The organism is Kitasatospora sp. NPDC059817, from assembly GCF_042731835.1.
Taxonomy (GTDB): domain Bacteria; phylum Actinomycetota; class Actinomycetes; order Streptomycetales; family Streptomycetaceae; genus Kitasatospora.
In genome coordinates, this window is record NZ_JBHWIR010000148.1 from 1 (window position 1) to 19409 (window position 19409).

17 protein-coding genes are annotated in these 19409 nt (G+C 74.2%); 3 read left to right on the forward strand and 14 right to left on the reverse strand.

From position 1 onward, the window contains the following. Positions 1 to 80 precede the first annotated feature (80 nt). The 4 genes from ACFV61_RS26325 to ACFV61_RS26340 all read right to left on the reverse strand — a co-directional run bounded on the left by ACFV61_RS26325 (position 81) and on the right by ACFV61_RS26340 (position 3164). The gene (locus tag ACFV61_RS26325; RefSeq protein WP_380494250.1) at positions 81 to 1940 is read right to left on the reverse strand and encodes an LCP family protein; all 1860 of its coding nucleotides are present in this window, start codon (positions 1938 to 1940) and stop codon (positions 81 to 83) included. Between the two features lie 12 nt (positions 1941 to 1952). After that, positions 1953 to 2585: a nicotinate-nucleotide adenylyltransferase gene (gene nadD / locus ACFV61_RS26330; RefSeq protein ID WP_063347543.1), complete on the reverse strand. Its 633-nt coding sequence runs from the start codon at positions 2583 to 2585 to the stop codon at positions 1953 to 1955. Positions 2586 to 2709: 124 nt separating this feature from the next. Next, positions 2710 to 2865 (reverse strand): hypothetical protein, encoded by a 156-nt coding sequence (locus ACFV61_RS26335; RefSeq protein ID WP_167745857.1) that lies wholly within the window; start codon positions 2863 to 2865, stop codon positions 2710 to 2712. Positions 2866 to 3017: 152 nt separating this feature from the next. Then, positions 3018 to 3164 (reverse strand): hypothetical protein, encoded by a 147-nt coding sequence (locus ACFV61_RS26340; protein ID WP_159398425.1) that lies wholly within the window; start codon positions 3162 to 3164, stop codon positions 3018 to 3020. Between the two features lie 248 nt (positions 3165 to 3412). On the opposite strand from ACFV61_RS26340, the gene ACFV61_RS26345 reads away from it, so the two are divergent. Further along, a complete protein-coding gene (locus ACFV61_RS26345) occupies positions 3413 to 4507 on the forward strand; it encodes a M48 family metallopeptidase (RefSeq protein WP_063347544.1) in 1095 nt (364 codons plus the stop codon). 136 nt (positions 4508 to 4643) lie between these two features. Here ACFV61_RS26345 and ACFV61_RS26350 read toward each other — a convergent pair whose 3' ends face one another. Next, positions 4644 to 6047 (reverse strand): DUF2079 domain-containing protein, encoded by a 1404-nt coding sequence (locus tag ACFV61_RS26350; RefSeq protein WP_380494252.1) that lies wholly within the window; start codon positions 6045 to 6047, stop codon positions 4644 to 4646. A gap of 129 nt (positions 6048 to 6176) precedes the next feature. On the opposite strand from ACFV61_RS26350, the gene ACFV61_RS26355 reads away from it, so the two are divergent. Continuing rightward, positions 6177 to 6854, forward strand: coding sequence for a response regulator transcription factor (locus ACFV61_RS26355; protein WP_380494254.1), 678 nt, complete (start codon positions 6177 to 6179; stop codon positions 6852 to 6854). Continuing rightward, positions 6844 to 8424, forward strand: a complete 1581-nt coding sequence (locus tag ACFV61_RS26360; RefSeq protein ID WP_380494256.1) for a sensor histidine kinase — start codon at positions 6844 to 6846, stop codon at positions 8422 to 8424. The genes ACFV61_RS26355 and ACFV61_RS26360 overlap by 11 nt, the downstream gene beginning before the upstream one ends. On the opposite strand, the gene ACFV61_RS26365 is transcribed toward ACFV61_RS26360, so the two are convergent. From ACFV61_RS26365 to ACFV61_RS26405, 9 genes are all read right to left on the reverse strand, one after another. Next, the gene (locus ACFV61_RS26365; protein ID WP_063347548.1) at positions 8425 to 9483 is read right to left on the reverse strand and encodes a hypothetical protein; all 1059 of its coding nucleotides are present in this window, start codon (positions 9481 to 9483) and stop codon (positions 8425 to 8427) included. It lies immediately after the preceding gene. A 116-nt stretch (positions 9484 to 9599) separates the two neighbouring features. After that, positions 9600 to 10178 (reverse strand): hypothetical protein, encoded by a 579-nt coding sequence (locus tag ACFV61_RS26370; RefSeq protein ID WP_063347549.1) that lies wholly within the window; start codon positions 10176 to 10178, stop codon positions 9600 to 9602. Between the two features lie 123 nt (positions 10179 to 10301). Continuing rightward, entirely contained in the window at positions 10302 to 11624 is a 1323-nt protein-coding gene (locus ACFV61_RS26375) for a glutamate-5-semialdehyde dehydrogenase (RefSeq protein WP_063347550.1), read from the reverse strand. 138 nt (positions 11625 to 11762) lie between these two features. Then, positions 11763 to 12287, reverse strand: coding sequence for a hypothetical protein (locus ACFV61_RS26380; protein ID WP_363369892.1), 525 nt, complete (start codon positions 12285 to 12287; stop codon positions 11763 to 11765). Between the two features lie 168 nt (positions 12288 to 12455). Beyond that, the gene (gene proB / locus ACFV61_RS26385; protein ID WP_063347552.1) at positions 12456 to 13592 is read right to left on the reverse strand and encodes a glutamate 5-kinase; all 1137 of its coding nucleotides are present in this window, start codon (positions 13590 to 13592) and stop codon (positions 12456 to 12458) included. Between the two features lie 310 nt (positions 13593 to 13902). Further along, on the reverse strand, positions 13903 to 15381 hold the full coding sequence (obgE, locus tag ACFV61_RS26390; protein ID WP_063347553.1) for a GTPase ObgE: 1479 nt from the start codon (positions 15379 to 15381) through the stop codon (positions 13903 to 13905). Positions 15382 to 15481: 100 nt separating this feature from the next. Further along, positions 15482 to 15739 carry a 50S ribosomal protein L27 gene (gene rpmA / locus ACFV61_RS26395; protein WP_030309712.1) on the reverse strand — a complete coding sequence of 86 codons (258 nt, stop codon included), beginning with the start codon at positions 15737 to 15739 and terminating at the stop codon, positions 15482 to 15484. Between the two features lie 14 nt (positions 15740 to 15753). Then, entirely contained in the window at positions 15754 to 16071 is a 318-nt protein-coding gene (rplU, locus tag ACFV61_RS26400; RefSeq protein WP_063347554.1) for a 50S ribosomal protein L21, read from the reverse strand. A gap of 233 nt (positions 16072 to 16304) precedes the next feature. Next, a partial coding sequence (locus ACFV61_RS26405) for a ribonuclease E/G (RefSeq protein WP_380494258.1) occupies positions 16305 to 19409 on the reverse strand: 3105 nt, incomplete at its 5' end.

Consider the following 19409-nt stretch of genomic DNA (forward strand, 5'->3'; position numbering starts at 1 on the left):
ACCACCGGCCGCCCCAAGGGCGTGCGCCTGGTGCACGACTGCTGGGCGTACGAGGGGCCGCCCGGGCCGGAGGCCGCGGCCTACTGGCTCTTCGGCGGCTGGTAGTCCTTGCCGAGCACGACCACCAGGTCCGCGTTCTGGGCGTCGCCGACCTTCTTCACCGCCGTGTCCGGCAGTCCGAGGCTGATCGCCAGCGACTTCGCCGCGGCCTGCCGGGCGTCGTCGGTGTAGCGGATCTCACTGGCGGCCTGCGCGGCGGTCTTGGAACCGGGCAGGAAGGTCAGGCCGGAGTTCACGATCTGGACCTGTGCGGCGGCCGCCGCCTGGTCGTTTCCGGTGGCGTCCTGGAGCGAGACCCGGGCGGGGGCGTCGGCGGAGGCCGCGGACTTCACGGTGCCGCCGAGCACGTCCTTGACCTGCTTGCCGGCGGTGGCCTCGTCCAGGCCGCCGTCCGGTTTGACGGTCAGCGCGGTGGTGCCGAGGTGGCCGTCCTTCGCCTGCTGGGCGAGCTGGGCGAGCACACCGGCGAGGGCGTCCTCGGGCAGCGAGGGGTCGAGCACCGCGTTCATCCGGTGCACGTCGTCCTTGGCGTCCTTGAACTCGGTGGGCATGGTGCGCACCACCGCGTCCATCACCTGTCCGAACCGGGCCAGTTGGGCGTCCCGGTTCTCGCCGGTCGCCTGGAGGGTGGCGTACGCGACCGCGGCCTTCCCGTTCAGCAGGGTGTTCTTGCCGGCCGCGGACAGCAGCTTGCCGTCCGGCTTGCCGCCCTCGTGGGTCTCGGCGTTGGTGTCCACCCGGACGCCGCCGAGCTGGGAGACCAGCATCTCCAGGTAGGGGGTGTCCAGCCGCCAGGTGCCCGCGACCGGGGCGCCGAGCACGGTGGACAGGCCGTCGCGGGTCGCGGAGGCGCCGATGCTGTCCATGGCCTGGCCGACGGTGGTGACCGGCGGGTCGCCGGGGCCGGGCAGCCGCAGGGTGTCGGGCAGCAGGAGCACGGTGCCCTTCTTCCCGGTGGAGTCGTTGACCAGCAGCGCGCTGGAGACCTTGCCCTGGAGGTCGCGCAGGTGGACCACGCTGACCTGGCGCGGACCGGCCGCGCTCGCCGCGGTCTGCTTGTCGCCGGTGAACCAGAGGTAGCCGCCGGTGCCGGCCGCCGCGAGCGCCACCACCACGCCGAGGCCGATCAGCCGGTTGCGCAGCCGACGGCGGCGCTCGGCGCGCACCTCGCTGCGGGACTCGGCGAACTTCAGCCAGTCGATGACGTCCTCGGACTCCTCCCCCTCCTCGTCGACGAAGGTGAACTCGTCCGTGGGGTAGTCGTCCTTGGCGACCTTGCCTCCAGGCTTGCCGCCGGCCTTGCCGGCCCGGGCCCCGCCGACCAGTTCGGACGGCGGCTCGGGCTTGGCGCCCGCCGCCTCGGCGGCGGGCCGGGGCACGCGCGGGCGCGGCGGCGCGGGGGCGACGGGGGCGCCGGGCGCGGACGCGACGGGCGCAGGCGCGACGACGGCCTCGGGCTCGACCGCCGCCGGCGCACCCGCCGCCGGGTAGGCCTGCTGCTGGTAGCCGCCCCCGGCCTCCGGCCCGGGCGACCCCCATGCGCCGTACGCCGGGTCCTGGTAGCCGTAGCCCCCCTGCTGCTGGTACGCCTGCGCGGGCTGCCCAGGCTGCACGGGCTGCCCGTACTGGTCGTACTGCTGCTGGCCGTACTGCTGCTGCGGGGGCTGCTGGTACGCCTGGTACGGCTGCTGCTCCTGGTAGCCGCCGTACGGGTCCCCCGTGTACACCGGCTGCCCGTACTGGTCGTACTGCTGCTGCTCCGGGACCTGTTCGGGCTGCTGCTGGTAGCCCCCCTGGTACTGCTGGTACTGCCCGGTCGACCAGTCCTCCGGCTGCTGCTGGTGCTGGTGCTGCCGGCCTCCGCCGCTTCGCTCGGTCACGCCCGCTCCTGGTCAGGTCCGGTGCGGCGCGTAGAGCGCCCGCTTGTCGATGTAGCGGACCACGCCGTCCGGGACGAGGTACCAGACCGGTTCGCCCTTGGCGACCCGGTTGCGGCAGTCCGTGGAGGAGATGGCCAGCGCGGGGACCTCGACCAGGGAGACCCCGCCCACCGGGAGTCCGGCGTCCGACAGGGTGTGTCCCGGGCGGGTGCACCCGATGAAGTGCGCGAGCGAGAAGAGCTCGTCGGAGTCGCGCCAGGACAGGATCTGGGCGAGCGCGTCGGCGCCGGTGATGAAGAAGAGGTCGGCGTCCGGGTGCTGGGAGTGCAGGTCGCGCAGGGTGTCGACGGTGTACGTCGGGCCCTCGCGGTCGATGTCGATCCGGCTGACCGAGAACTGCGGGTTCTCGGCGGTGGCGATGACCGTCATCAGGTAGCGGTCCTCGGCCGGGGTGACGTGGCGGTCGCTCTTCTGCCACGGCTGCCCGGTCGGCACGAAGATCACCTCGTCCAGGTGGAACGCGCTCGCCACCTCGCTGGCGGCGACCAGGTGGCCGTGGTGGATCGGGTCGAAGGTGCCGCCCATCACCCCGAGGCGCTTCTTCACCGGTTCCGGTCCGCCGGGATTCCCGGCCTGCTCTCCCATGCCGCCACACCTTACGCGACGCCCGTTACGGTGCGGGAACGCCCGGGTGGGGGTTGTCCGAAGACGCGGGAGGGAGCGGCCGGCCGGTACGCCGGACGCTCCCCGAGCGGCCCCGGGAGGCGGCTCAGCGGTCCCGGTTGAAGCGGGTGGTCACGAAGAGCAGGAGCGCCAGGATGAACAGTGCGGCGCCACCCGTCAGGTACGGGTTCAGGCTCTCGTGGTTGCCCCCCTCGCTCTCGGCGAGCAGGTTCAGGACGGGGAGTGCGGCGGCAGTGTTCATGGTCGGCGGGACCTTCTCGGCTCGGGTGAACGGACCAGGGGTTCTTCCGGGCCGGTGAAGGCCCACCTGTCATCGTACGGGGGCTTACCCGGCAACCGCTCGGCGGCCCACCGCCGCTGACCGGGCGTGAGCCCGAACCGGGGCGGCGGTGCTCAGTTGCCGCGGAAGGCCCGCGCCATGATCCAGACCAGCAGGCCGACGCCGACGAACGACGCCACCACGATGATCCGCAGGAACAGGCCCGGGCCGGCCTCGTTGGAGATGGGTGCGGCCAGGCTGACAAGCGCGTCGGTGGACATCTGCGGGGCTCCTCGAACTGCTCGGTACCGCGGCCGGATCCGGTCTCGGTTCTCCAGGACATTCAGGGTAGACCGGCCTCACACCGGCGCCGCCCACCGGCCCCTGCGGCGTGGCCCGGCCCGCGCACAGGCCGGCCGCGGGGACGAGTACGCAACCGCGGACGTTGCAAGGACAGTCGTTGCAGGCGTAGACCAGCGGGGGCCGGCCGCCGAGCCGGGGCCGCCGTCGACCAGGAGGTACTCAGACCATGACCGACCCGACCGCGAAGACCCCGAGCCGGCGCCGCCAGCGCTTCCCCGACATCTCCACCCGCGCCTGGGAGCACCCCGCGGACCGTTCCGCCCTGGTCGCCCTGCGCAAGCTCACCGGCTTCGACGACGTCCTGCGGAAGCTCGCCGGGCTGGTGTCCGAGCGCTCGATCCGGCTGATGTTCCTGGCCACCGCCGTGAAGACCTCCGAGCGCCAGTTCCCCGAGCTGTACGACATGGTGCGCGACGCCGCCTACGTGCTCGACCTGGAGCAGGTCCCGGACCTGTACGTCACCCAGGACCCGACGGTCAACGCGTACTGCATCGGCATCGACACCCCGATCATCGTGATCACCAGCGGCCTGATCGAGCTGCTCGACGAGGAGGAGCTGCGCTCGGTCATCGGCCACGAGGTCGGCCACGCGATGTCCGGCCACGCGGTCTACCGGACGATGCTGATGATCCTCACCAACATCGCCACCCGGGTCGCCTGGGTGCCGCTCGGCAACCTGGCGATCATGGCGATCGTCACCGCGCTCAAGGAGTGGTTCCGCAAGGCGGAGCTGTCCAGCGACCGGGCCGGCCTGCTCGCCGGGCAGGACGTCCAGGCGTCCATGCGCGCCCTGATGAAACTGGCCGGCGGGCACAACCTGGCCGAACTGAACGTCGACGCCTTCCTGGAGCAGGCCGAGGAGTACGACAAGGCCGGCGACCTGCGCGACGGCGTGCTCAAGCTGCTCCAGCTGCTGCCGCAGAGCCACCCGTTCGCGGTGGTGCGGGTCGCCCAGCTGAAGAAGTGGGCGGAGAGCGACGAGTACCGCTCGATCCTGGCCGGCGCCTACCCGCGCCGCACGGACGACCCGGACACCTCGGTCGGCGAGCAGTGGAAGGCCGCCGCCGACCACTACACGACCTCGGTGAAGGAGAGCAAGGACCCGCTGATGGGCCTGATCCGCGACGTGGCCGGCGGCGCCGCGACCGTCGGCGGCAAGCTCCGCGACACCTTCGCCGACACGTTCACCGGCGGCTCCCGCGGCGGTTCCGCCACCCGCGAGGACGGCCGCACCGACCGGGGCGAGCGCACCGACGGCTGACCCGCCGCACCCGCGCCGACGGGCCGGGCGGCGCCCCCCCCGGGGGGCGCCCCGCCCCGGCCGCCCCCCCCCGCCCGCCGCGGGGCGGCGCCGCCCCGCGCCGCGGCGCCCCGCCCCCCCCCCCCCCTGCCGGGGCCTACCCCGGCTGCCAGTGGTACACCGCCACCCCGGCCCCGTCCGCCACCCGCCGGTACCCGCCGCCGTCGACCAGCCCGACCAGGAACCGCCGCTGCTCCGTCACCGGCACCGGGAAGCCGTCCGGCTCCTCCAGCACCGCCACCCACTCCGCCACCGGGCGCCCCCAGCCGCCCGGCCCGCCCGCACCGCCCGGCCCGCCCGGCGGCGTCAGGTACGGGAACAGCGACACCGTGCAGCGCCCGGTCAGCTGCGGCGCCAGACGGTTGGCGGCGGCCACCCGGGCGCCGTCCGGGACGACCGCCAGCACCCGGCGCACCTGCGCCGCCCGCCCGTCGCCCCGCCAGGCGTCCCCCGACAGCACGCCCGCCACCGGGCCGGTCGCGGTCAGCGCCACCGTGACGGCGAGCATCCCCGCCGCCACCGGCAGCCCCCGGCCCGGGCGCAGCCGAAGCCGCGCCCGCCGCAGCAGGCCCGCCCCGTGCAGCCCCGCCGTGCACAGCAGCGGCACCAGCACCGCGTCGTAGTGCTGCCCGGTGCGCCAGAACGCCGGATTGTCCACCCAGAACCGGGCCGCCAGCAGCACGCCCGCCAGCAGCACCAGCGGCGAGCGCAGCGCCAGCAGCAGCGTCGGCGCCAGCAGCAGCAGGACGGTCAGCGCCTTGACCGCCGGGAACAGCAGCCGGACCAGCGGGTTCCCGCCGCCGTACTCCCCCATGTGCCCGTACGTGTACTCGCCGCCCGGGTTGAGCGCCGGGATCACCACCAGGGTGACCAGCAGCCCGGCCGCCACCGCCGCCAGCACGGTGACCGCCCCCAGCCGGCGCCGCCCGCGCCACCACACGTAGCCGCCGACCGCCGCGACCAGCAGCGCCTGGTCCTCCTTGACCAGCAGCAGCGGCAGCGCCCACGCCACCGCCGGGCCGTACCGCTCCCGGGCCAGCGCCACCACCGCGGCCGCCGCGAGCGGCACCGCGAAGGCCACCTCGTGGAAGTCGAACGCCACCGCGCTCTGCAACCCCGCCGACAGCCCGTACGCGACCCCGGCGACCGCCCCGCCCGCCGGCCCCAGCACCCGCACCGCGTACCCCGTCACCGGCACCGCGGACAGCGCCACCAGCACCGCCTGCGCCACCAGCAGCGTGCCCGCCCCCGGCCAGAGCCGGTAGAACGGCGCCAACACCGCCAGCACCGGGCTGAAGTGGTCGCCCAGGAGGTTGAAGCCCGTGCCCTTCAGCGCGACCACCGGTGCTTCGAGCCGGGCGTAGGCGCGCACCGCCTCCTCGAAGATGCCCAGGTCGAAACCCGCACTCTCCAACCGGCCGTATCTGGTGAGCGAGACGGCCGCGTACAGCGGGGCGAGCAGGGCGGCCACCGACCACGGCAGCACACGTCGGAAATCCATGACCCGGACGCTAGGAATTCCCCGCTGAAGGGAAACTGAGGAAAGCTGAGGAAAACTTCAGCTCGGATATCCCGGGCAAGCCGGTCAAGGCCGTTGCGGGAAAACGGAATTCCCCCAAGGATGTCCGTCATGCGGCTACTGATCATCGAGGACGAGGAGCGGCTCGCGCAGTCCCTGAGGCAGGGGCTGGCGGCCGAGGGATACGCGGTCGACCTGGCCCACGACGGCGTCCGGGGGCTCGAACTCGCCCTCACCGAGCCCTATTCGGCGATCGTGCTCGATCTGATGCTGCCCGGCCTCAACGGCTTCAAGGTCTGCCGCGAACTGCGCGCCGCCGGGAATTCCGTACCGATTCTGATGCTCACCGCGAAGAACGGCGAGTACGACGAGGCCGAGTCGCTGGACTGCGGCGCCGACGACTTCCTCAGCAAGCCGTTCTCCTACGTCGTGCTCACCGCCCGGCTGCGCGCCCTGCTGCGCCGCGGCGCCGCCGCCCGCCCGCCGGTGCTCGCGGTCGGCGCGCTGCGGATCGACCCGGCGGCCCGCCGCTGCACCGCCGCCGACCGACAGGTCCGGCTCACCACCAAGGAGTTCGCCGTGCTGGAATGCCTGGCCCACCGCCCCGGCGAGGTGGTCCCCAAGGGCGGCATCCTGGACACCGTCTGGGACGCCGCCTTCCGGGGCGACGTGAACATCGTCGAGGTCTACATCGCCGCCCTGCGGCGGAAACTGGACGTGCCCGGCGTCGGCTGCCGGATCGAGACGGTGCGCGGCGCCGGATACCGGCTGGTGCCCGATGCGCACTGACCGTCTCCGCCCGCTGCTGCGCCCCTGGCACCGCTCCTCGCTCCGCGTCCGCGCCGCCCTCGGCGCGGCCCTCGCCTCGGTGCTGGCCTTCTCGGTGGCCGCCCTCTGGGTCGGCGGCGCGGTCCACGACCAGTGGACGGCGGTCGCCGAGAAACAGGCCCAGGACAGTGCCGAGCTCGTCGCCCACGACATACCCACCGGCGCCCAGACCTGGACCTCGACCCTGAAGGAGTCGTTCCTGCTGGTCCTGGCCGACGGCCAGGTGGCCTTCCCGCTATCCCCCAACGGCCGGGCCAGCATCACCATCTACCCCAACAAGAAGGGGCTCGGGCCCAGCACCCTGCTGGGCGAGTACGCGGGCCTGCCACCCGAACCCTTCGCTCCCCTCCCGCCCTACCCCCAGGACGTCTCCCCCGCACACACCGAGCAGGTCCGGATCACCCTGCCCGACCACACCCGGCTGTGGCACTGGCCCGAGAACGGCCCCTCCCTCACCAGCCGGGACGTCACCATGATCAAGCGGGTCACCGACCCGGTCTCCTCCCAGGCCCTGCGGCAGTACACCGGCATCCTGGGCCTGCCGGAGCAGCGCGTCACCGTCTACCTGCTGGTCAACCCCACCGTCGCCGACCAGGCCGAGGACCGGATCACCGGCATCCTGCTGCGCTACGTGCTGCCCGGCGCCACCCTGTTCACCGCCCTGATCGCCTGGCTGGTCACCGGCCTGGCGCTGCGGCCGGTGGAGTCGATCCGCCGCGGCATGGCCCGGATCGGCGCCGGCGCCTTCCACGAGCGGGTCCCGGTGCCGCCCTCGCGGGACGCCATCGCACGGCTGGCCGAGACCACCAACACCACGCTCGGCCGCCTGGAACACGCGATCGACGAGCAGCGCCGGCTGGTCTCGGACGCCTCGCACGAGCTGCGCAGCCCGCTGGCCGCGCTGCGCAACTCGCTGGAGGTCCCGCTGGCCCACCCGGCGGGCGTGGAGTGGCCGCAGGTGGTGCGCGACGCGCTCACCGACACCGAGCGGCTGCAACTGCTCACCGACGACCTGCTGCTGCTCGCCGCCGTCGAGGAGCCCACCGGGCCGCCCGGCGGCGAGCCGGTGGACCTCGCCGACCTGGTCGGCGAGCAGGTCGCCGAACGCGCCCACCCGTCCACCGGCGGGCCCGCCTTCCTGGCCGTCTCCCTGGAGCCCGCGCCCGTCCCGGGCAGCGAGCTGCGGCTGGGCCGACTGGTGCGCAACCTGCTCGACAACGCCGCCCGGCACACCCGCACCGCCGTCGCCGTCTCGGTGACCGTCGAGGACGGGCACGCCGTGCTGACCGTCACGGACGACGGCCCGGGCATCCCGCCCAAGGACCGGGAGCGGGTCTTCGACCGGTTCGTCCGGCTGGACGACGCCCGCTCCCGCGACGCCGGCGGCGCCGGCCTGGGCCTCGCCCTGGTCCGCTCGATCGCCCGCGGCGTCGACGGCACCGCCGCCTTCACCGACCCGCCCCCGCCCGGCCCGGGCGCCCGCGCGGTGGTCCGCCTCCCGCTCGCCGCCGACGCCCCGGACAGGGCCTAGCTAGGGCGCCAGCACCCCGCACACCTGCCAGGCCGGCTGCGCGTGGTTGCCCGGATCGATCGGCGCCGGCGGCGGGACCTGGGTGCCCTGCGGGGTGGCCAGCACCGGCTGGAGGAAGCCGGCCATCGAGGTGGTGCAGGGCTCCGGCCCGGCCTGGATCACCGAGTCCACCAGCCGCAGCTGGGCCGAGGCCAGGTCGACCCGGTCGAACTGGAAGGTCAGCTGCCGCCGGACGGTCTCCAGGGTGACGGGCGCACCGGCCGCGGCTCCGGCCGGCTTCAGCGCGTAGACGAAGGTGTGGTCGGTGGTGATCTGCAGCGTGCCGCCGTCGGCCTCGTCGATCCGCATCGCGCCGGTCACCTTCACGGTGTCGGCGGCCAGCGCGACCTGCGCCGGGTCGAAGCGCACCAGCCAGCCGGTCAGCGCGTGGTGCCGGTCGTCGACCGACTGGGTCACGCTGGTGTCGAACTGGGCCTGCTCCCCGGGGGTGACGAAGGCCCGCACATCGGCGGTCGCGCCCTGGACGAGGGTGGCCGGGGCCAGCGAGGAGGCCACCAGGTAGCGCTGGACGGTGTCGAGCGCCTTGGTCACCTCGACCCGGCTGAAGTGCTCGGTGGCGGCCCCGGTCGGGGTGCCCAGTCCGATCGCCCCGTCGCTGTACCCGACCGGCAGCGCGGCGAACGGGTTGGCCGGGTCGGCGACCGGCCGGACCACCGAGGCCGGGCTCAACGCGACCAGGCTGACGGTCAGTTGGCTGCCCTCGGGCCGGGCCGAGATCCGGTTCGGCGAGCTGACCCCGAAGTACACCGCGGCCCCGAAGGCCAGCAGCACGAGCAGCAGCAGGGCGAGCGCCTGCCGCGGCACGCTGCCCAGCGGGCCGAACCGCACCCGTGGGCGGGTCGCCCGGCCGAAGGACCCGGCCAGCCGCTCCCGGGCGGACAGCTCCTGGATCCGGGCAGCCCGGACGAAGGACTCGTCGAAGACGACGGACCGGAACTCGTCCTCATTGCCGGAACCACCGTCGGGCGCACCCTCAGGAGGCTCTCGCGGGTCACCCATGACACCAGGGTAAGGCGCGCCCTCGCCCCTCCACGAGGGTGCGACCGCAGATTCCCGGGAACGCCCCGCAACCGCCCGCCCCGGCGCGCACCACCCCTGCGCCACGCCCTACGACGTCACCCCGCAGGTGCCGTGACCACGAGCGACGGCTCGGCCGGCGCGGGCCTCGGGTCGGTCCCGGGGCTGCTGCTGCCGGACTCCGGGCGCCGGGGCGCGCCGGAGGAGCCGCCCACGCCCTGGTAGATCGCCGCGACCGCGACGGCCACCAGGCTCACGCCCATGATCACGGCGAGCACCCAGGCCACCGGCCGGTGCCAGCGCTGCTGGGCCACGTACCGCCCGCGCCCGCGCCCCGGGTCGTAGCCGCGTCGGCGCCGGCCCGGGCGGCCGGTCGCCCGGCCGGGGCCCGACCAGGGATCGGGGTACAGGTGGTCGTCGTCCAGTCCGCTCGGGTGCGGGCGCAGCTCCAGCGGCAGCCCGTCCCCGGCGGTGACGTCATAGCCCCAGACCGGGCCCGCGGTGTCCGGCTCGAACCGGGCCTCGGCGGCGGCGAGCTGCCGCTCCTTGGCCGTCGGCTCGTGCACGGCGGCGGACCGGACGAAGGCCTCATCGAAGACCACGGTGGCGAACTCGTCGTCCGCACCACCGTGGTCGGCGCCGTCGGGGTACGGCGAGCCCCCCACATCGTCAGCCACGGATTCAGCGTATTACCGGGCGGCCGATTTGTCTGTGGCTCATCGCAGTTGGTCCGTCACACGTGTGACGCGGGCCGCTGCCGACCGCCCCGGGGCCCGGCCGGCCCGCCGCGCGGGCCGCGCTCAGCGCGCGTCCGCGTCCCCGCCCACGGTCTGCGTCGCCTCGCCGCGCACGTGCCCGTCACCAGTGACGATGTACTTGGTGCTGGTCAGCTCGGGCAGGCCCATCGGGCCGCGGGCGTGCAGCTTCTGGGTGGAGATGCCGATCTCCGCGCCGAAGCCGAACTCGGCGCCGTCGGTGAAGCGGGTGGAGGCGTTGACGGCCACCGTGGTCGAGTCGACCAACCGGGTGAAGCGCCGGGCGGCGGCCTGCGAGGTGGTGACGATCGCCTCGGTGTGGCCGGAGGACCAGCGGCGGATGTGCTCGACGGCGGCGTCCAGCGAGGGCACCACGGCTGCGGCCAGGTCGTAGGACAGGTACTCGGCGCCCCAGTCCTCGTCGGTGGCGGGCACCACGGTGGCGGCGCCGCCCTCGGCGGCCTTGAGCACCGCGTCGTCGCCGTGCACGGTCACCCCGGCCTCGGCGAGGGCGGCCAGCGCGAGCGGCAGGAAGGCGTCCGCGACGTCCTGGTGGACGAGCAGCGTCTCGGCCGCGTTGCAGACGCTGACCCGCTGCGCCTTGGAGTTCAGCAGGATGCCGACGGCCATCGCCAGGTCGGTCTGCGCGTCCACGTAGACGTGGCAGTTGCCGGTGCCGGTCTCGATCACCGGCACGGTCGAGCCCTCGACCACCGTGCGGATCAGCGAGGCCCCGCCGCGCGGGATCAGCACGTCGACCAGGCCGCGGGCGCGCATCAGCTCCTGGACGGAGTCCCGGCTCTCGCCCGGGACGAGCTGGACGGCGTCGGCGGGCAGCCCGGCCGCGGCGACCGCGTCCCGCAGGACGGCGACCAGCGCGGTGTTGGAGCGGTAGGCGGAGGCCGAGCCGCGCAGCAACACGGCGTTGCCGGACTTGAGGCAGAGCGCGGCGGCGTCCACCGTGACGTTCGGCCGGGCCTCGTAGATGATGCCGACCACGCCGAGCGGCACCCGCACCTGGCGCACGTCCAGGCCGTTGGGCAGGGTGTAGCCGCGCAGCACCTCGCCGACCGGGTCGGGCAGGCCGACGACGTCGCGCACGTCGGAGGCGATCGCGGCGATCCGCTCGTGGTCGAGGCTCAGCCGGTCGATCACCGACTCGGCGGTGCCGGCCGCGCGGGCCCGGGCCACGTCCTCGGCGTTGGCGGCGGTGATCTCGGCGCTGCGGGCCACCAGGGCGTCCGCGATCGCCAGCAGCGCGGCGTCCTTCGCCTTGCGCGGCAGCGGGGCGAGCGCGGCGGCGGCCTCCCGGGCTCGGCGCGCTACGGCGAGGACGGGGCTGTCGGCGGTGGCGAGGTCGCTGGTCATGCGCCAAGGGTAGCGACTGCGCAGGGCCCGCCGAGCGGCCATTTCGCCTGGCGGGACGGCCCGGCGAGACGGTTCTCCCCTGCGGCTCACCCGACTCCGGGGCGCACCCCCGGGACCGCACCCCGGGTGCGTCCCCCCTCAGTACGGGTGCACCCCGCCCAGGTGCGGCGGCGGATCGCCGAAGCCCTCCGCCACCCGCTTGTGGTACGTCGCCCGGTCGACCACCTCCAGGCCGACGATCTCCCACGGCGGCAGGTTCGCGGTGACCTTGTGCTCGCCCCACAGCCGCAGCGCGATCGCCGCCGCGTCGTGCAGGTCCCGGGCCTGCTCCCAGTACCGGATCTCGGCGTGGTCGGCGGCGTAGCGGGCGGTGAGGAAGAACGAGTGGTCGTACGCCAGCCGCTCCAACGAGACGCGCAGCGAGGACAGCGGGGTGACCTGCCCGGACACGCTCAGCACCACGTGCCAGAGCCTGGCCTGCTCGGGCACGGTGGGCGGCTCCCCCGGGTCCGCGTGCTGCGACCGCGGCCTGCGCGTCCCGCCGGGCCCCTGCGGCGGCGGACCGGCCGGCTCGGCGGGTCCGTCCCCGCGTCCGCCGTCGATGCTGGTCAGCCGCCGGCCCGCCGTCCCTGCGGTCAGCGTTGCCTCGCTTCTGCGTTCCACCGGCGGCCTCCTGTTCGGCGATGTCGTGTCGTCCCCCGCACCGGACCCGCCGGCCCGCGGCCGACCGGTACGGCTGCACCGCTCCTCGCCCGCGGCCGGGCCACTCCCCGTACGGAGCGGCCCGCCGACCGCGCTCAACCGATCGGCCGGTACCGGCACACCGGCCGGTCAGCCGCGCAGAACGACCAGGTCGTCGCGGTGGACGACCTCACGCTCGTACGCGGCGCCGAACTCCTGGGCCAGGTCGCGGGTGGACCGGCCGAGCAGGCGGGGCAACTCCCTCGCATCAAAGTTGACCAGTCCGCGAGCCACGATGTGGCCGTTTTCGGCAAGAAGGTCCACCGGATCACCCGCCGTGAACTCCCCGTCCACCTTGGTGACCCCGGCGGGCAGCAGCGAGGCGCCGCCGGAGACGACGGCCGTGACGGCGCCCGCGTCGAGGTGCAGGGCGCCGCGCGGGCTGCTCGCGTGGGCCAGCCAGAGCATCCGGTCGGAGGTGCGGCTGCCGGTGCGCAGGAACAGGGTGCCGGTGCGCCGTCCGGCCAGCGCGTCGGCGGCCTGGCTGGCGGCGGTGAGCACCACCGGGATGCCCGCGCCGGTGGCGATCCGGGCCGCCTCGACCTTGGTGACCATGCCGCCGGTGCCGACGCCGGCCTTGCCCGCGCTGCCGATCTCGACGCCGTCGAGGTCGTGCGGGCCGCTCACCTGGTCGATCCGGCTGGTGCCGGGCCGGGCCGGGTCGCCGTCGTAGAGGCCGTCCACGTCGGAGAGCAGCACGAGCAGGTCGGCCCGGACCAGGTGGGCGACCAGCGCGGCCAGCCGGTCGTTGTCCCCGAACTTGATTTCGGCGGTGGCGACGGTGTCGTTCTCGTTGACGATCGGCATCGCGCCCATCGCCAGCAGCTGGTCGAGGGTGCGGTAGGCGTTGCGGTAGTGGGCGCGCCGGCTGGCGTCCTCGGCGGTGAGCAGCACCTGGCCGACCCGGATGCCGTACCGGGCGAAGGAGGCGGTGTAGCGGGCGACCAGCAGGCCCTGGCCGACGCTGGCGGCGGCCTGCTGGCGGGCCAGGTCCTTGGGCCGCTGGTCCAGGCCGAGCGGGGCCAGGCCGGCGGCGATGGCGCCGGAGGAGACGAGGACGACCTCTGGCGCGTCCGGGCGGCTGCGCACCTTGGCCAGCGCGTCCACCAGGGCGTCGACCCGGTCGGCGTCCAGGCCGCCGGCCGCCGTGGTGAGGGAGGAGGAGCCGACCTTGACGACGATCCGCCGGGCGGTCAGCACCTCCTCGCGCAGTGAGTCCTCGCTCATCTCGCTGTACGCCCTTCCGGTGTGGTGCGGGTGCGGCGGGCCGGGCCCGGCCGTCACCCCCGAAATCTACGCGATCCGCGCAGGTCGCCCGCAGGGTGTTTCACCGGCTGGACCGGCGCCGCCACGGCCGGGCCGCCGGTCCGGACGGCCGGCACGGCCCGGCCGACCCGCTGAAGCCCCGGGCCTCCCGAGCGAAGTGACGCTCCGTCAGTTCCGGACGGGGCCGGACACGCGAACGGCCCCCACCGCCCCGGAGGGTGGTGGGGGCCGTTCGCCCGGGCCGGCTCAGGACGCGTCCCGGCCGGCCGGGTCACTCCTCGTCGTCGCCCTCGTCGATGGCGGCCGGGCGGGTGCTGGAGAGCGCCTCGAAGGCGAGGAACTCGGCCTCGGCCGCGTCCCGGCCCTTCTGCTTCTCGCGGCGGCGGTCGACCGCCGGGCGCGGGCTCTCCAGGCGGTGGTCCTCACCGCGGCGGCCGAGCATCTCGGCGCCGGCGGCCATGGTCGGCTCCCAGTCGAAGACGACGGCGTTCTCGTCCGGGCCGATGATGACGGTGTCGCCCTCGTGCGCCCCGACCTTCCACAGCTTGTCCTCGACGCCGAGGCGGGCCAGCCGGTCGGCGAGGTAGCCGACGGCCTCGTCGTTGGAGAAGTCGGTCTGGCGGACCCAGCGCTCCGGCTTGGTGCCGCGGATGCGGTAGGCGCCGTCCTCCTCGGTGATGGTGAAGCCCTCGTCGTCCACGGCCTTGGGCCGCAGCACGATCCGGGTCGACTCCTCGACCGGCTTGGCGGCGCGGGCCTCGGCGACGATCTGCGCCAGCGCGAAGTTCAGCTCGCGCAGGCCCTTGCGGGAGGCGGCGGAGACCTCGAACACCTGGTAGCCGCGCTCCTCCAGGGACTCCCGGGTGAGGTCGGCGATGTCCTGGCCGTCCGGCACGTCCACCTTGTTGAGCGCGACCAGGCGCGGGCGCTCCTCCAGACCGCCGTACTCGGCCAGTTCGGCCTCGATGGTCTCCAGGTCGGTCAGCGGGTCGCGGCCGGGCTCCAGGGTGGCGCAGTCCAGCACGTGCACCAGCACCGAGCAGCGCTCGACGTGCCGCAGGAACTCCAGGCCCAGGCCGCGGCCCTGGCTGGCGCCGGGGATCAGGCCGGGCACGTCGGCGATGGTGTACACGGTGTCGCCGGCGGTGACCACGCCGAGGTTGGGGATCAGGGTGGTGAACGGGTAGTCCGCGATCTTCGGCTTGGCCGCCGAGAGCACCGAGATCAGCGAGGACTTGCCGGCGCTCGGGTAGCCCACCAGGGCCACGTCGGCGACGGACTTGAGCTCCATCACGATGTCGCGGGCCTCGCCGGGCTCGCCGAGCAGCGCGAAACCGGGCGCCTTGCGGCGGGCCGAGGACAGCGCGGAGTTGCCGAGGCCGCCGCGGCCGCCCTGGGCGGCGACGAAGCTGGTGCCGTGCCCGACCAGGTCGGCCAGCACCTCGCCGTTGCGGTCCAGCACCACGGTGCCGTCCGGCACCAGCAGGACGAGGTCGCCGCCGTCCGCGCCGGTGCGGTGGCCGCCCGCGCCGGGCTTGCCGTTGGTGGCCTTGCGCTTGGGCGAGTGGTGGTACTCCAGCAGGGTGGTGACCTGCGCGTCGACGGTGAGGATGACGCTGCCGCCCTCGCCGCCGTTGCCGCCGTCGGGGCCGCCGAGCGGCTTGAACTTCTCCCGGTGCACGGAGGCGCAGCCGTGGCCCCCGTTACCCGCGGCGACGTGAAGTTCGACGCGGTCCACGAAGGTGGTCATGGTGTGCCTCCAGTGTGCGAAAGTCTGCTGCTACCTGCGTAAAGCATGAAGGGTGGACCGGAACATTCCGGCCCACCCTTCACTGTGAGTCTGGTGTGACTCAGGCCTCGACGGCCACGATGTTGACGACCTTGCGGCCGCGGCGGGTGCCGAACTGCACGGCACCGGCGGTCAGCGCGAACAGGGTGTCGTCGCCACCGCGACCGACGCCCGCACCCGGGTGGAAGTGGGTGCCGCGCTGGCGCACGAGGATCTCGCCGGCGGAGACGACCTGGCCGCCGAAGCGCTTCACGCCGAGGCGCTGGGCGTTCGAGTCACGGCCGTTACGGGTAGAGCTTGCGCCCTTCTTGTGTGCCATATCTCGCTATCCCCTTACTTGCTGACCGAGTCGATGCTGGTGATGCGCACCGCGGTGTGCTTCTGACGGTGACCCTGGCGACGGCGGTAGCCGGTCTTGTTCTTGTAGCGCAGGATGATGATCTTGTCACCCTTGGTCTGGTCGACGACCTCGGCGTGGGTCTTCACACCGGCCAGGACCCACGGGTCGGACGTGACGGCTTCGCCGTCGACGATCAGGATGGTCGAGAGCTCGACCGAGTCACCCGGCTTGGCCTCGATACGGTCGATCTCCAGCACGTCGCCGACGGCGACCTTGTGCTGGCGGCCGCCTGCGCGAACGATCGCGTACATGCGGTACCTGCTTTCCTTACTCGGTCGGAACTCCCGACGCCAGCCGCCTGGGTACGGACACAGGGGCCTCTCCCCGCCCGCTGCCGCGCGAACGCGGCGCTTCGGGAAGGTGATGTGCTCGGGAGCGTGTGGCGTAGACACGCCGAGGGTCAAGAATACGGACCGGCCGCCCGGGGGGCAAACCGGCCCGTACGGCCCGGGGCGGGAAGGGTCCCGCCCCGGGCGCGTGGGCACTACTCGGCCGCCGTATCACCTTCGGCGGCCGCCGCCTTCTTGGCCGCCGCGCTCGTCCGCTTGGTCGCGGTCTTGCGGGCGGTGGTCTTCTTGGCCGCCGTGGTCGTCTTCTTGGCGGCGGTCTTCTTCGCGGCGGTCTTGCGGGCGGCCCGCTTCTTGGGCGCCGGAGCCTCCTCCGCGGACGGCTCCTCGGCCTCGGCCTCGGCGGCCGGGGCCTCCTTTGCCGGGGCCTCGACGACGGCCTCCACGGTCTCGACGGCCGGGGCCTCCTCCGCGGGCGCCTCGACGACGGCCTCCACGGCCTCGACGGCCTCGGGGGTCACCACGGCCGGGGCGGCCGGGGTGGCAGCCTCCAGGGCCGCCTCCAGCGCCGCGTCGGCCCGCGCCTGGAGCACCACGATCTCGGCCTCGCCCGGCGCCCCGGCCGGAGCCGTCGCCTTGCGGACCGCGCGGCGGCGGGTGCGGCCGGCCGGAGCCGCGGTGGCGGCGGGGATCTCGACCAGGTCCGGCTGGACGGCCGGGGCCTCCTCGACGGCCTCCGCCTCGACGCCCGGGACCTCCAGGGCCAGCTGGCCCTCGATCTCCTCGCGCACCGGCTCGCCCTCGACGACCACCTCGGCCACCGCGGCCTCGACGGCCTGCGGCTCCTCGGCGGCCGCCCCGCCCTTGCCCCGACGACGGCGCTTGCTGCTGCCCGCGGCCGCCTCGGCCGACACGGCCGGGGTGTGGACGTGGGCGCTCGGCTGCTCCATGTGAACGATCACGCCGCGGCCGTTGCAGTGCACGCACGGCTCGGAGAAGGACTCCAGCAGGCCCTGGCCGACCCGCTTGCGGGTCATCTGGACCAGGCCCAGCGAGGTGACCTCGGCCACCTGGTGCTTGGTCCGGTCCCGGCCCAGGCACTCCAGCAGGCGGCGCAGCACCAGGTCCCGGTTGGACTCCAGCACCATGTCGATGAAGTCGATCACGATGATGCCGCCGAGGTCGCGCAGCCGCAGCTGGCGCACGATCTCCTCGGCCGCCTCGATGTTGTTGCGGGTGACCGTCTCCTCCAGGTTGCCGCCCTGGCCGACGAACTTCCCGGTGTTGACGTCGATGACGACCATCGCCTCGGTGCGGTCGATCACCAGCGAACCGCCGCTGGGCAGCCAGACCTTGCGGTCCAGCGCCTTCATCAGCTGCTCGTCGATCCGGTAGGTGGCGAACACGTCCACCTCGGAGGTCCACCGCTGGAGCCGCCCGGCGAGGTCCGGGGCCACGTTGGAGACGTAGTCGTGGATGGTGCTCCACGCCTCGTCGCCGGAGACGATGACCTTGGTGAAGTCCTCGTTGAAGATGTCGCGGACGACCCGGACGGTCATGTCCGGCTCGCCGTACAGCAGCGCGGGGGCGTTGCCGGTCGCGGCCTTCTTCTGGATGTCCTCCCACTGCTGCTGCAGCCGCTGGACGTCGCGGGTCAGCTCCTCCTCGGAGGCGCCCTCGGCGGCGGTGCGCACGATGACGCCCGCGTCGTCCGGGACGATCTTCTTGAGGATCTGCTTCAGGCGGGCGCGCTCGTTCTCGGGGAGCTTGCGCGAGATACCGGTCATCGAGCCCTCGGGCACGTAGACCAGGTAGCGGCCGGGCAACGAGATCTGGCTGGTCAGGCGGGCGCCCTTGTGGCCGATCGGGTCCTTGGAGACCTGCACCAGCACGGACTGGCCGGACTTCAGCACCGACTCGATCCGGCGCGGGCCACCGTGGCCCAGCGCACCGAAGTTGACCTCGCCGGCGTACAGCACGGCGTTGCGGCCCTTGCCGATGTCGACGAAGGCGGCCTCCATCGACGGCAGCACGTTCTGGACCTTGCCCAGGTAGACGTTGCCGACGTACGAGGTGGCCTGCTCCTTGTTGACGTAGTGCTCGACCAGCACGCCGTCCTCGAGGACGCCGATCTGGGTCCGCTGGCCGTTCTGGCGCACCACCATGACGCGCTCGACCGACTCGCGGCGGGCCAGGAACTCGGCCTCGGTGATGATCGGCACCCGGCGGCGGCCCAGCTCGCGGCCCTCGCGGCGGCGCTGCTTCTTCGCCTCCAGACGGGTCGAGCCCTTGATGGACTGCACCTCGTCCGGGTCGAAGGACGGCTCGGTGGAACGGCGGCGCGGCTCGCGCACCTTCACCACCGTGCGGACCCCGTCCTCGGTGGTCTCGGCGGTCTCGACGGCACCGGCCTCACCGCTGCGGCGGCGACGACGGCGACGACGGCGGGACGAGGACAGGCCGGCGGCCAGGTCGTCGTCGTCCTCGACGTCCTCCTCGGCGTCCGCGGCCGGCTCCTCGACGACGGACTGCCCGGTCTCGACGGCCTCGACCTCGAACTCCTCGGCCTCGCCACGGCGACGACGGCGGCCGCCCCGACGGCGACGGCGCGACGGACGGTCGTCCTCCCACTCGCCCTCGGTCTCCGGACCGGCGACGGGGGCCTCGACGACGGGCGTCTCGACCGGCACCTCGACGACCCGCTCGACCGGCTTCGCCTTCTCGGCGGCCTTCGCCCTCTCGACGGCCTTGGCCTTCTCGGCCCTCTCCGCCCGCTCGGCCCGCTCGGCGGCCTTCCGCTCGGCGGCCTTCGAACGGCTCGGCGGCTGCACCCGCACCGAGGTGCGCACCCGGCGGCGGCGGCCGACGCCGCTGTACTCGAACTCGTCCTCCTCGCGCTGCGCGGCGGCCGGGGCCTCGACCGGCGCCGGGGCCGCAGCGGCGGGCTGCTGCTGCGCCTGCGGCTGCACGGCGGGAGCCGGGGTGGCGGCCGGGGCCGCGGCGGGCTCCTGGAACACCGGAGCCTGGAAGATCGCGGTGGACGGGCGGACCGCACGGCGGCGCACCCGGTGGGTCGGCTCGGCAGCCGGCGCGGGCTGGACGGCCACGGCCTCCTCGGCCGGCTCCTCCTCGACGGGCTCCTCCGCGGCGGCGGGCTCCTCGACCGGGGTCTCGACGACCGGCGCGGCCTCGACCACGCGGCGGCGACGGGCCCGGCGGGCCGGAGCGGCGGGTGCCTCCTCGGCAGCCGGCTCGGCGGCGGGGGCCTCGGCCACCGGGGCGGCGGCAGCGGGCTCCTCGGC